The organism is Aeromonas sp. TS_SC_11 (assembly GCF_057318915.1).
Map to the genome: position 1 here is coordinate 1033467 of NZ_CM170470.1, position 12655 is coordinate 1046121.

At 57.1% G+C, this 12655-nt stretch carries 10 protein-coding genes; 8 read left to right on the forward strand and 2 right to left on the reverse strand.

Going from position 1 to position 12655, the window contains the following annotated elements; genetic code table 11:
• Window positions 1–4 precede the first annotated feature (4 nt).
• The 6 genes from AC1P02_RS04910 to mnmE all read left to right on the forward strand — a co-directional run bounded on the left by AC1P02_RS04910 (window position 5) and on the right by mnmE (window position 4818).
• Complete coding sequence (locus tag AC1P02_RS04910; RefSeq protein ID WP_005319551.1) at window positions 5–739, forward strand: amino acid ABC transporter ATP-binding protein; 735 nt, start codon at window positions 5–7, stop codon at window positions 737–739.
• A gap of 269 nt (window positions 740–1008) precedes the next feature.
• Entirely contained in the window at window positions 1009–1143 is a 135-nt protein-coding gene (gene rpmH / locus AC1P02_RS04915; protein ID WP_005307156.1) for a 50S ribosomal protein L34, read from the forward strand.
• The gene (gene rnpA / locus AC1P02_RS04920) at window positions 1143–1502 is read left to right on the forward strand and encodes a ribonuclease P protein component (protein WP_005319554.1); all 360 of its coding nucleotides are present in this window, start codon (window positions 1143–1145) and stop codon (window positions 1500–1502) included. The genes rpmH and rnpA overlap by 1 nt, the downstream gene beginning before the upstream one ends.
• Complete coding sequence (gene yidD / locus AC1P02_RS04925) at window positions 1469–1717, forward strand: membrane protein insertion efficiency factor YidD (RefSeq protein WP_010635605.1); 249 nt, start codon at window positions 1469–1471, stop codon at window positions 1715–1717. The genes rnpA and yidD overlap by 34 nt, the downstream gene beginning before the upstream one ends.
• Before the next feature lie 5 nt (window positions 1718–1722).
• Entirely contained in the window at window positions 1723–3369 is a 1647-nt protein-coding gene (gene yidC / locus AC1P02_RS04930; RefSeq protein ID WP_017411499.1) for a membrane protein insertase YidC, read from the forward strand.
• Window positions 3370–3456: 87 nt separating this feature from the next.
• Complete coding sequence (gene mnmE / locus AC1P02_RS04935) at window positions 3457–4818, forward strand: tRNA uridine-5-carboxymethylaminomethyl(34) synthesis GTPase MnmE (protein WP_059112340.1); 1362 nt, start codon at window positions 3457–3459, stop codon at window positions 4816–4818.
• A 101-nt stretch (window positions 4819–4919) separates the two neighbouring features.
• Here the strand turns inward: mnmE and AC1P02_RS04940 are convergent, their stop codons facing one another.
• The gene (locus AC1P02_RS04940) at window positions 4920–6089 is read right to left on the reverse strand and encodes a histidine decarboxylase (RefSeq protein ID WP_485184337.1); all 1170 of its coding nucleotides are present in this window, start codon (window positions 6087–6089) and stop codon (window positions 4920–4922) included.
• Between the two features lie 169 nt (window positions 6090–6258).
• The gene (locus AC1P02_RS04945) at window positions 6259–6510 is read right to left on the reverse strand and encodes a phosphopantetheine-binding protein (protein WP_005319564.1); all 252 of its coding nucleotides are present in this window, start codon (window positions 6508–6510) and stop codon (window positions 6259–6261) included.
• Window positions 6511–6845: 335 nt separating this feature from the next.
• On the opposite strand from AC1P02_RS04945, the gene AC1P02_RS04950 reads away from it, so the two are divergent.
• On the forward strand, window positions 6846–11219 hold the full coding sequence (locus AC1P02_RS04950; RefSeq protein WP_485184339.1) for an amino acid adenylation domain-containing protein: 4374 nt from the start codon (window positions 6846–6848) through the stop codon (window positions 11217–11219).
• Between the two features lie 64 nt (window positions 11220–11283).
• The gene (gene basC / locus AC1P02_RS04955) at window positions 11284–12612 is read left to right on the forward strand and encodes a putative histamine N-monooxygenase (RefSeq protein WP_485184341.1); all 1329 of its coding nucleotides are present in this window, start codon (window positions 11284–11286) and stop codon (window positions 12610–12612) included.
• Window positions 12613–12655: the final 43 nt, after the last annotated feature.

Sequence of the window (12655 nt, forward strand, 5' to 3'; positions counted from 1 at the left end):
TGCGATGATCAAATTAACAGGCCTCTCCAAGGCATTTCACGGCAACAAGGTGCTCAACAGCATAGATCTGGAGGTCAGGAAGGGGGAGATAGTGGTTATTATCGGCCCCTCCGGTACCGGCAAGTCGACGCTGCTGCGCTGCCTGAATCTGCTTGAGACACCGGATGCAGGCACCCTTGCCATCGATGATCTGCAACTGGATCTGGCCAACGCCAGCGAGCAGCAGGCAATAGAACTGCGCAAGCGCGCCTCCTTCGTGTTCCAGAACTACGCCCTGTTCGCCAACAAGACGGCGCTCGACAACATAGCCGAAGGGCTGATCACCGTCTGGAAGCAGCCGAAGGCTGAGGCCCGCGCCACAGCCCTCGGCATCCTCAAGGACATAGGGCTTGCCGACAAGCAGGATGCCTACCCGGCGTCCCTCTCCGGCGGCCAGCAACAACGGGTCGGCATCGGCCGCGCCATGGCGGCTCACTCCAAGGTCATTCTGTTCGATGAGCCCACCTCGGCCCTCGACCCCGAGTGGGTCGACGAGGTACTTGGCCTGATGAAGGAGCTGGCACGCCAGCACCAGACCATGGTGGTGGTGACCCATGAGATTGAATTTGCTCGTGATGTTGCCGATCGGGTGATCTTCATGGAGGGGGGCCGGATCGTGGAACAAGGCCCGCCGGATCAGATATTGGTCGATCCCAAGGATCCCCGCACCCGGGAGTTCTTGCGAAAAGTCCTTAAATAGCTCTCTCTTTGGCGGCCTGGCCGCCTTTTTTATTGGAGGATCCTTGTTTAACCCCGGGTTGCCAGTATAATCCTGAGCCCTTGATCCTCCGGATCCTGTCAGCTTCTCCTGCTTATTGATGAGTCAGGGCAAGATGAGAGGGAACGGCGGATTGACTAAAAGCCGAACTCTGTTTAGAATTCGGCCTCTTTTGCTAGTCGTCACACGCTATAGCTGGCGCGTCGGCTAAGTGTGACAATCAAAACTGTACAGAAATACGGAATCGAATCATGAAACGTACTTTTCAACCGTCCAACCTGAAGCGCAAGCGCTCTCACGGTTTCCGCGCCCGCATGGCAACTGCCAACGGTCGTAAAGTTCTGGCCGCTCGTCGTGCCAAGGGTCGTGCCCGTCTGGTAGTTTAATGCCAACGCCGCACACCTTCTCTCGGGAGTTACGTCTGTTAACTCCCGAACACTTCAAACGCGTTTTCGCCGAGCCTGTCCGGGCCGCTTCTCCGCAAATTACTCTTCTCGCCTGTCCCAATACTCTCGAACATCCCCGTCTTGGCCTCGCTGTGCCCAAAAAAGCACTCAAGCGTGCCGTCTGGCGTAATCGTGTCAAACGAGTGGTCCGGGAAAGCTTCCGTCTCAATCAAGCCAGCCTGCCCGCTATCGACATCGTCGTGATCGCCAAGGGCGGCGTCAAAGAGATGGATAACGAGGAGCTGTTCAAGTTACTGGAAAAGCTATGGCGCACTCTGTCACGCCGTTGCAATGGGTAGCTGTCAAACTGATACGCCTGTATCAGCTAATCATTAGTCCCCTGCTGGGGCCGCGCTGCCGTTTCACGCCAACTTGTTCCCAATTTGCGATAGAAGCCATCCGACTTCACGGTTTCATAAAAGGCGTTTGGTTAGCCAGCAAACGTCTATTAAAATGCCATCCCTTATCCGAGGGTGGTTATGACCCGGTTCCGCAACCAAAGCGAAGAAACTGAAGACTATGGAATCACAACGCAATCTTATCCTGATCGGTTTGCTGTTCGTGAGCTTTCTGCTCTGGCAACAGTGGGAGTCCGACAAGGCTCCGAAGCCGGCCCCGACTACCGTGGCCCAAACCGAACATTTCGTACCTGAAGCCGGTCAGACCGGTGATATTCCTCAGGTTTCCGAGCAAGCCAACGCAAACGCCGCACGCAAGCTGATCACCGTCTCCTCCGACGTGCTCAAGCTGACCCTGGATACCCAGGGCGGTGACATTGTTTCTGCCGAGCTGCTGGCTCACAAACTGGAAGAGGGCAAGGATCAATCCTTCGTCCTGCTGACCAGTCAGCCTGACCGCCTCTATGTCGCCCAAAGCGGCCTGGTGGGTCGCGATGGTCCTGACAGCCAGGCCCAGGGTCGTCCCACCTATGAAGCCGCCCAGACCAGCTACCAGCTGGCCGATGGTCAGGATCAAGTCGTCGTTCCGATGACCTGGACCGACAGCAAGGGTGTGGTCTTCACCAAAGAGTTCGTGCTCAAGCGCGGTGACTATGCGATTGGCGTCGATTACAAGATCGACAACAAATCTGCCGAGCCGGTCCAGGTGCAGTTCTACGGTCAACTGAAGCAGACCGTGACCACACCCAAGGATCAGGAAGGTCACGCCATGGTAGCCAGTGCTTACCGTGGTGGCGCCTTCTCCAGTGAAGAGAGCCGCTACAAGAAGTACACCTTCGACGAGATGAAGGATGCCGACCTGAACAAGACCACCAAGGGTGGTTGGGTCGCCATGCTGCAACACTACTTCGTCTCTGCCTGGGCACCGAATGCCGACGATACCAACAGCTTCTACAGCCGCGTGATCCCTGGTAAAGACCAGGCCATCATTGGCTACAAGGCGCCGCTGGTAGACGTGGCTGCCGGCCAGCAGGCCGAAGTGACCAGCAAGCTGTGGGTGGGTCCCAAGCTGCAAGACCAGATGGCCAAGGTGGCAAACCACCTCGACCTGACCGTCGACTACGGCTGGCTGTGGTTCATCGCCCAACCGCTGCACTGGTTGCTGACCGTGTTCCAGGGCTTTGTGCATAACTGGGGTGTGGCCATCATAATGCTGACCCTGCTGGTGCGCGGTATCATGTTCCCGCTGACCAAGGCCCAGTACACCTCCATGGCCAAGATGCGCATGCTCCAGCCCAAGCTGGCCGCGCTCAAGGAACGCTTCGGTGACGATCGCCAGAAGATGTCCCAGGGCATGATGGAGCTGTACAAGAAGGAGAAGGTCAACCCGCTGGGTGGCTGTCTGCCTATCCTGGTCCAGATGCCTATCTTCATCGCTCTGTACTGGGCACTGATGGAATCCGTTGAGCTGCGTCACGCACCGTTCGCGCTGTGGATCACCGACCTGTCAGTGAAGGACCCCTTCTTCGTACTGCCAATCCTCATGGGTGCTTCCATGTGGTATCTGCAGAAGATGAGTCCGACCACCATTACCGACCCGATGCAGCAGAAAGTGATGCAGTTCATGCCGATCATCTTCACTTTCATGTTCCTCTGGTTCCCGGCTGGCCTGACCCTGTACTGGTTGGTGAGCAACGTCATCTCCATTACCCAGCAGACCATCATCTATCGTCAGCTGGAGAAGAAAGGGCTGCATACCCGCACCTGATCTTCCCCCTGATGACAAAAGAGGCGGCCTTAGGGCCGCCTTTTTTATTACAATGTCCCCAATTACCGAACATACGAGCCAAGCAAGATGACAACAGATACGATCGTGGCCCAGGCCACCGCGCCCGGCCGTGGCGGCGTTGGCATAGTCCGGGTCTCAGGCCCCGCCGCCGAACAGGTCGCCGAGATAGTGCTCGGCAAGCTTCCCCGGGTCCGTTATGCCGAATATCTGCCGTTCAAGGATGAGCAAGGCCAACCGCTGGATCAGGGCATAGCACTGCTGTTCAAGGCCCCCAACAGCTTCACCGGCGAAGATGTGCTGGAGCTGCAAGGTCACGGTGGCCCCGTCATCATGGACATGCTGGTGCGCCGTATCCTGCAGATAAAGGGGCTGCGCCCTGCCCGTCCCGGCGAGTTCAGCGAGCGCGCCTTCATGAACGACAAACTGGATCTGGCCCAGGCCGAAGCCATCGCCGATCTGATTGAAGCGTCCAGCGAGCAGGCCGCCCGCAGCGCCATGCACTCCCTGCAGGGGCAGTTCTCCAGCAAAATCCAGCAACTGGTGGAGAGCCTGATCCGGCTGCGCATTTATGTAGAAGCCGCCATCGACTTCCCGGACGAGGAGATCGACTTTCTCTCCGACGGCAAGGTGGCAGGCGATCTCTACGCCATCATGGCTGAGCTGGACGGTGTGCGCAGTGAAGCCAAACAGGGGGCCCTGCTGCGGGAAGGGATGAAGGTGGTGATCGCCGGTCGTCCCAACGCAGGCAAATCGAGCCTGCTCAACGCCCTGGCCGGACGCGAGTCAGCCATCGTCACCGAGATTGCCGGCACCACCCGCGACGTGCTGCGCGAGCACATCCACCTGGATGGCATGCCGCTGCACATCATAGATACCGCCGGCCTGCGCGATACCCTGGACAAGGTAGAGCAGATCGGCATCGAACGGGCCTGGGCCGAGATAGAGCAAGCCGACCGTGTGCTCTTTATGGTGGATGGCACAACGACCGATGCGATCGACCCGCGGGAGATCTGGCCGGAATTTGTTGATCGGTTGCCAAAAAACATCGGTCTCACCGTCGTACGCAACAAGGCAGACCTGACTGGCGAGGATCTGGCTCCAAGCCAGGAACTGGGCCACGCCGTCTACCGCATCTCCGCCAAGACAGAGCTGGGGCTGCCCGCCCTGCGCGAGCACCTGAAAGCCTGCATGGGCTTCCAGGGCAACACTGAGGGGGGCTTCATGGCTCGCCGCCGCCACCTGGATGCGCTGGAGCGCGCCGCCGAGCGGTTGCTGGTGGCCAAAGATCAGCTGGAAATCTATGTCGCCGGTGAACTGGTGGCCGAAGAGCTGCGTCTGGCGCAAGAGTCTCTGTCCGAGATCACCGGCGAGTTCAGCTCCGACGATCTGCTCGGTCGCATCTTCTCCAGCTTCTGCATCGGCAAGTAATCTAGCGAGAAGCAGCCAGAGTAACGCAAGCAAACAGGGCGAGAGCTGGCTCTCGCCCTGCAACCACGTCCACCATGGCAAAGCCGTCGACTCTGGTGCTATCAGACAGTCAACGCATGCGCCAAACCGCGACCAGGTTCTCCATCCAGAGCAATGTCATTGATCACCCTGTCCAGGGTTTCCTTCCCGGTGTGATGAGGCATGGTGATGATATGTGATATTTTTCCTGATGTGGCCAGACAGTGCTTTTTCCATATATGGTCAGCAGGCTTTGGGAAAACCACAGTGATCGAATTTGGATTGCGCCAGGCATGAATCCCTTTGGCGTGAAAACGCTCGATGACATATTGGGCCATATCAAGACAGTGCTGCGTTCGCTGACGCCAGTCTGAAAATGATCGGCTTTTTATTGCCATCCATAGCAGTAGCGGGGTGTAGCCATTGCGCGAGCCACTGATTGTCTGATCACATGCCGAGATATAATCTATTTCAACCGAGACATGCTCGACATGCTTGCGTCTGGCCAGGACAATCCCGCAGGGAATGGGAGAGCCGATCATTTTATGACCCGATACACTTATCGAGTCGATGCCATCTGCAAAAGAGAAAGGTTGAGGGTTGTCGATGAAGGGCAAGATCATGCCACTCAATGCCGCATCGGCATGCAGGTAATAGTCCCCCCTGGTGATTCCTATTTTTTTCAAGCGTCCTTGAATGGTGGCAATATTGTCTGTCGCCCCTGTCATCGTCGTCCCTATGTTGGCAAATATAATAGGGTGACGCTCTCCATCCAGTCGGATTCGATTGATCAGGTCATCATAATCCATCTCGCCATTAGGCAGTGAATCGACCATACATGACTTTACTCTCAATAGTCGAATGATCTTTGCAACCGAATAATGCGTATCTTTTGAGTAATATAATGTTGCCTCAGGAAATAACTCGCGGGCCAGATAGCATCCGAACATATTCCCCTCAGTACCACCGTTGGTCACATAACCCCAACTTTGCTCAAAAGGAATGCAGAACAGGGTTGTAAAGAATTGCATCACCTCTCTTTCAAAATCAAAGGAGTTGAGAAGGTAGTTGCTCTGCTGGCTCCAATCACCACAGTTGTTGATAGAGAAGTTTAGAAAACGGTTCAAAGCGGAGTAGTCGAAGTCAGCCGCCTCTGGATAACCAATATTGAAATATTGATGCTGAACACAATACCGCCAAAACGACTCTATTTTCCCGGCATCTTCTGATGACAAACCCATTATCATACCCATGGCTAGCGCTATGCAGGCATGCCTGCACATTTGGTGGTGTAGTTTGGCAATCCGCATCTTGATTTATCAAGTTGCCGATTATTAATCGTAAGGGATGGAGGTGAAACAACCATTAATAAAAGTAAAAAGCCATCACTCGGACTCTTGCTGTCAATACTATAATTTACGTTTATCTTGCAATGGCTTGTCGATTGGCAATCAACTCCCGCCAGCTAGCCAATGTTGGTGATTTTATCAGATCTTCAAAACTGACATGGATGTTGCGTTCTTTAAGTTCAGCAGCAAATCGCATCACTCGCAAAGAGTCTAGTCCATATAAAATAAGGCTCTCTTCCAGATCCAGCTCTGTGTCATTATCTTCAATAAGTTGCTGTACGCGCTCTTGTAGCCATTGATGGCTAATCATTTCTGGATTGGTCATGTGAAACCAGCCTCATATTGTTGATGTCATTGTAAATAACAGCAGACACAAATACCCACATCATAACTATGGACCTAACGCCTCCACACATTGAGCAGGGATATAAGCCTGCCATTTGTCATGACAATTTTTCGCCCAGGATAATAGAGTTGGAAAATACTTGTCCCGCATTTCAGCGCACACCTTAAACCATTCCGCAGTAGATCCGTTGCAGACTATCTTGCTTCCCCCCCATACAGGTTGACTCAATAAAATAAACTTGAAATGAAAACCATTCTCATCCGTAAATATATAAAGAACCAAATGAATGGCCTTGTCAACATTACGAGCGAGATATGAGAGAACTGACTTCCATGCAGGCGGCTTGCTGGATTGGCCGAGGCAATCACTCATCACTGGGTGAGGTTTCTGCGCATCTTTACGCCGAGTTCGATTGCCATACCCTCGACCTGCAACGCTTGGGCCGCGCCCTTGAACATGTGTATCGATCACACCCCATGCTGCGACTTCAGATAACCCATGACGGCATGCAGACAGTGGCTGAGATGGCGCCATCACAACGCCTTGAGGTTGATGACTTCAAGGCGCTGGGTGATGCAGAACGGGCGGAGGCACTGAGGCGCAAACGCCAGGAGTGGACACATCAACGCCTTGACCTGGCCCGGGGGCAAGCTGCGCGTTTCTCGTTATCAATTCTGGGGGAGGATGCATGCAGGCTGCATATCGATACCGACATGATAGCGGTCGATCCCTCCAGCTTCCGCGTGCTGATGGAAGACCTGGCGCTGTTCTATGAATGCCCGGACTCGCCACGGCAAACCCCTCCTGCCTTCTTCGACTGGTGCGATGCAATCAATCGGGATCCCGTGCAGCAAGCAGCCAGAATGGAAGACAGAGCCTGGTGGCGCAGCAAGCTGTCACAGATAGCACCGGCCCCCTCGCTGCCAGCGCCAGCACATGCTGCTTCATCCCCCGATAGCCACCGCCTCAGTGCATGGATCTCCCCCGAAGAGCGTCAAACCCTGATCCAGTTGGCCCGACACAGACGAATGACGCCTTCCAGCCTGATGTTGGGGCTGTTTGCCCATCAGCTCGGCATGGCCACGGGCCACACGACATTTCGTCTCAATCTGCCCTTCTTCTGGCGCCAGCCCGTGATTGAGGGGACAGAACAAATCGTCGGGGAGTTCGCCAATCTCACCATCCTTGATGTCGACATGACCTCTGCCAATACCCTGGCAGGGCTCTGCCATCAACTGGCAAGCCAGATGGCCGAACGACTCAGTCATGGCAGCTACTCAGGTGTCAACCTGATGCGCGATCTCTCCCGCCACCATGGTGCAGCCCAGCTAGCCCCAGTGGTGTTCACGGCAGCGCTGGATCTGGATGGCGGCGAGCTGTTTTCCGAACGGGTTCACAGTGTGTTTGGCTCCATGAACTGGGTCATCTCCCAGGGACCTCAGGTCGCACTGGATGCACAAGTTGTCCGTATTGATGGCGGCATATTGATCAACTGGGACATTCGCCTGGATGCACTGCCGCAAGCCTGGATCACCCGTCTGTTCAACGATTTCGTCACTCAGGTTGGCACAGTGGCCACCAATCCAGCCACCCTTGACCAAGCGCTGACACCACAAAAGCCTCTGATGGAAACACCTCTGACACCATTGCAGCGAGCCTATCTGCTGGGTCGCACCACCCAGTTCCCACTCGGGGGGGTCGCCATGCAGGAGTTTCGGGAATACTGCGGGCGACTGGATCCGGCCACGCTGCGGCAGCGACTGCACGCCATGGTCAAACGCCACGAGAGTTTGCGCACCCTTGTCGATCCCGAGAGAGTAATCCAGTACGTCAGTGACGAGGAGAGGATCAACCTTGAGGAGATCGACCTGCGCCACCTCTCTGCCAGCACGGCGCAAGAACGGCTCAAGCTGCATCGCAACCACTATACCCACGCACTCTTCAGTCTCGAGCATGCCCCCTGGAACTTGACCCTGTTCCATTTGCCGGATGACCAGCATGTTGTTTTCACTCGCTTCGATGCGCTCATCCTCGACGGGCGCTCGATCGCGGCACTGATGCTGGAGTTGTTCGAGGGTCATCAGCCCGACATGCCCTCCATCACTGCGGCACAGGACGCCCCCGTGAGCCCTGAGCTGCGCAAGGCTGATGCCCAGTATTGGACGCATAAACTCGCCGGGCTGGACGGCCCCCCCCGGCTGCCATGGAAGCAGCCACTGGATCAGATCCCTACCGCCCGTTACGAGCGACAGAGCCTGATCATCCCCCCTGACCTCTTCACCCCGCTTTGCAAACTGGGCTCCCGACAGCACTTTTTCAAAAACACCACCATCATGGCCCTGATCCTGGATGTGCTGTCCCGCTGGCTCGACGAGGGAGATCTGTGTGTCGCCATTCCGGTCGCCCCCCTGCCCTCAGGCCCGCTTGCCAACCGATCCAGCTTCATCGCCGTCGAGTGGTGTGGCGCCAGGGACACCTTGGTAGACAGGGCAAACCAGCTGCAAAACGACGTGATGGAAGGGTTGCAGCATCTGGCCTTCTCCGGGGTGGATATTGCCCGTCAGCTGTTTGAAACCCGGGGTACAGGCCCGGTGCTGCCCATTGTCATCACCAATGGACTCTCCTGGCCAACAGCCACCGGCAGCAGCACCATGACCCTGTGCGCCGGACTGACCCAGACGCCGCAGGTGGCGATGGACATTCGCTTTTCGAGCCGCGCGGATGGCGCCCTGGTACTGGATATCGACTATGCCCGGGAGGCAATAGAGAGCGACCTGGTGTGCGATATCCTCACGGCACTGGACAAGGCAAGCCGCCATATCGTCACCTCCGGCCTGTTTGATATTGATGCCAGCGCCATCATTGATACGGGCCACTATCGCCATAACAGTGACGAGACAGGGGCAGACACGGACCCCTTCCTCGAGCGCATCGCGGCGCATCTTTTCGATGCCGGCAATGACAAAATTGCCCTGATACAGGGGGATCGCCGCATCAGCTATCGCACTCTCGGCGACAGCGTCTTGCGGATCATGGGGGCGTTCGAAAGAGAGGGGATCACGGCAGGCAAGGTCGTCGCCATCTGTCTGCCCCGCAGCCCGGAGCACACCATGGCTACCCTGGCCTGCGCCCTGAGCGGCGTGGTCTGGGTACCGATAGACAGCTGCTCCCCCACCGAGAGGCTGTACTACTTGCTGGAGAACTGTCAACCTGACCTGATCATCTGTGCAGACGGGCTCGAGTCTGACTACCCCACTGTCACACCAGCGGCGCTGCTGGCGTCTCCCCACGACAATGTCAGCGGCCCCCCTTGGGTCGGGCGCTCCCAACACCTGGCGCCAGCCTACTACCTCTACACCTCGGGGACGACCGGCAAGCCCAAATGCGTGGTGCTCAACAACAGGGCCACGGCCAATGTCATCGGCAGCACGCTCAAGGCATGGCAGGTCACCCCTGACGATGTATTCATCTCGGTCACTCCGCTGCACCACGACATGTCGGTCTTCGATGTGTTCGGTTGCCTGAGCGCTGGCGCCACTCTGGTACAGCCGGAAACGGGGGCGGAAAAAGATGCGGTGCGCTGGAATCAGCTGGTGGAGCAGCATGGCGTCACCCTCTGGTGCTCTGTGCCGGCCATGCTCGAGATGTTGCTCTCCTGCAGTCAGGCAACGGGGCTGGCGAGCCTGCGGCTGATCGCGCAAGGGGGGGATTACATCAAACCCGGCATCATAGCCGAACTTCGCAAGCGGCTGCCGTCAGCCCGCCTGACGTCACTGGGAGGGCCGACTGAAACCACCATCTGGAGTATCTGGCACCAGATCGACGCCAGGGATCAGGACAAGATACCGTACGGTACGCCCTTGCCGGGCAACGGCTACTGGTTGCTCAATGAAAGGGGAGAACACTGCCCGACCGGGGTTGCCGGTCGCATCCATACCACAGGGGTGAACCTGGCGCTCGGCTACCTGGAAGATGGCGAGCTGACACAGCAGGACTTTGTCACCCTTGCGTCAGGCTCCGGTGAGGAGACAAGGGCGTTTCGTACCGGCGATCGGGGCCGTTATCGGGCTGACGGCACCCTGATGTTCGACAGCCGCGTGAACGGCTACATCAAGGTGCGTGGCGTGCGCGTCTCATTGCCTGATATCGAAATCGAGCTCATCAAGCACCCTGCCATTGCCCATGTACTGGTGGTGGACTACGGCGCAGAGCAGCAGGGGGAACTCTGTATCGGGGCCCTGTATGTGGGCAAGCATGGGGAAACTGTCTCCATCACCTCGTTACGCGAGCATGCAAAGCAACACCTGCCAGCCTCCCATGTGCCGACGCGCTTTATCCAGGTCGACAGCCTGCCGCTGACACAAAATGGCAAGCCGGATCGGCGCGCAGCACGCAGCAGGTTGACCTCATCAGACAAGGGGGGATCGGCACCACAAGCCACAGCGGATGCTGGTGCGACGGATGGCGGCGCCGTGCTCGATATCTATCTGGAGGTGCTGGGACAGGTCCGGAATGAAGGGATGAGCAGTCAGCTCGACTTCACCAGCCTGGGGCTGCGTCCCCAACACCTCAAGATCATCTCGGCACGCCTGGGTGAGCACTTCTCCAGAACCCTGTCACCGGGACAACTGCTGCGCTGCCGCAATGCAGCGGATGTTGAAGTCCTGCTCAGGTCCCCCGGTTCCTGACCTATCAAGCCTCGGGGGAGAGCGCACTCCCCTGGGGTTCATTGTCATTCCCTCGGAGTTTTTTATGGATATCACAAGCGTTGACCTGACCGGTATTGGCATCGGGCCCTTCAATCTTGGGCTGGCAGCCCTGCTCTCCCGTCACAATGAGGTGACGGGGGTATTTCTCGAGCGCAAACCCGCGTTTCGCTGGCATGAGGGATTGCTGCTGCCGGGCACCACACTGCAAGTGCCCTTCCTGGCCGATCTGGTGACACTGGCCGACCCGACCCACCCCCTGAGTTATCTCAACTACCTGCACCAGCAGGATCGGCTTTACCCCTTCTATTACTACGATCACTTCCTGATCCCGAGACGGGAATATGACCACTACTGCCGCTGGGCCGCGCAGCAGCTAACGAGCTGTCACTTTGGCGAAGAGGTCATCGATGTCCGCTATGACGACACCAGGGAGAGGTTTCTCATCGACAGCACATCAGCAACCGGAGCCGTACAGCGCTACAGCAGCCGCGATCTGGTGATCGGCATAGGCACCACCCCCTGGCTGCCCGACTGGGCTCGAGAATGCCAACATCCTCTGGTCATGCATTCAGCCCGGTTCATGCATGCCAGGGAGCAGCTCTTGCAATGCAAGCGGGTGACCGTCGTTGGCTCGGGACAGAGTGCCGCCGAATGCGTATTGGCGCTCTTTAGCGCCTTGACCCCGGAACAGGTCCGGGCCGGTGCCTCCATTCAGTGGATCACCCGGGCGGCCGGTTTTCACCCCATGGAATATTCGAAGCTGGGGCAGGAGTGCTTCACCCCCGCCTACATGCACTACTTCCACTCTCTTCCCAGAGAGCGGCGCAGGGAGATAGTGGCGGAGCAAGGATTGCTCTACAAAGGCATCAGCTTCTCGACCATTGGCGAGATTTTTGATCTGCTCTATGAGAGATCCATCGGTGGAGAGACGCCAGGCCTGGTGCTCTACTCACATTGCACCATCGAAGGAGTGGAAGAACTGGATGGCCAGGGTGCCCTGCGCATGAGCTGCCATCACACCCAGCTGGATCAGCACTGCACACTGGAGACCGACGCCATCGTTGCCGCAACCGGTTATGCCCATGCGTGGCCTGCGTGGTTTGAACGGCTCAAAGGCACAGTCCTGGCCATTGATGAGCAGGGGGATTGCATAGTCCAGCCAGATTTCACGGCCCGTCGTTGCGACAGAGGACAGGGGCGGATCTTTGTTCAGAATGCCGAAATATTTCAGCATGGGGTGGGCTCACCGGATCTGGGCATAGGCCCCAACCGCAATGCACATATCATCAATCAGTTGCTTGGTCGGGAGCAGTATCGCCTGCCCCGAACCTCCACCTTCCAGCACTACGGGCTGCCAACCTCAACCTCCTAGCCTTGTGTTCTGCCCCCTGTCGGCTGACAGGGGGCAGAACACT

Bases quoted from the DNA above. Each gene is read 5' to 3' on its own strand.
- rnpA (WP_005319554.1), top strand. From the start codon at position 1,143: ATGCCAACGCCGCACACCTTCTCTCGGGAGTTACGTCTGTTAACTCCC.
- yidD (WP_010635605.1), top strand. From the start codon at position 1,469: ATGGCGCACTCTGTCACGCCGTTGCAATGGGTAGCTGTCAAACTGATA.
- yidC (WP_017411499.1), top strand. From the start codon at position 1,723: ATGGAATCACAACGCAATCTTATCCTGATCGGTTTGCTGTTCGTGAGC.
- mnmE (WP_059112340.1), top strand. From the start codon at position 3,457: ATGACAACAGATACGATCGTGGCCCAGGCCACCGCGCCCGGCCGTGGC.
- basC (WP_485184341.1), top strand. From the start codon at position 11,284: ATGGATATCACAAGCGTTGACCTGACCGGTATTGGCATCGGGCCCTTC.
- rpmH (WP_005307156.1), top strand. From the start codon at position 1,009: ATGAAACGTACTTTTCAACCGTCCAACCTGAAGCGCAAGCGCTCTCAC.
- AC1P02_RS04940 (WP_485184337.1), bottom strand. From the start codon at position 6,089: ATGGGTATGATAATGGGTTTGTCATCAGAAGATGCCGGGAAAATAGAG.
- AC1P02_RS04945 (WP_005319564.1), bottom strand. From the start codon at position 6,510: ATGACCAATCCAGAAATGATTAGCCATCAATGGCTACAAGAGCGCGTA.
- AC1P02_RS04950 (WP_485184339.1), top strand. From the start codon at position 6,846: ATGAGAGAACTGACTTCCATGCAGGCGGCTTGCTGGATTGGCCGAGGC.
- AC1P02_RS04910 (WP_005319551.1), top strand. From the start codon at position 5: ATGATCAAATTAACAGGCCTCTCCAAGGCATTTCACGGCAACAAGGTG.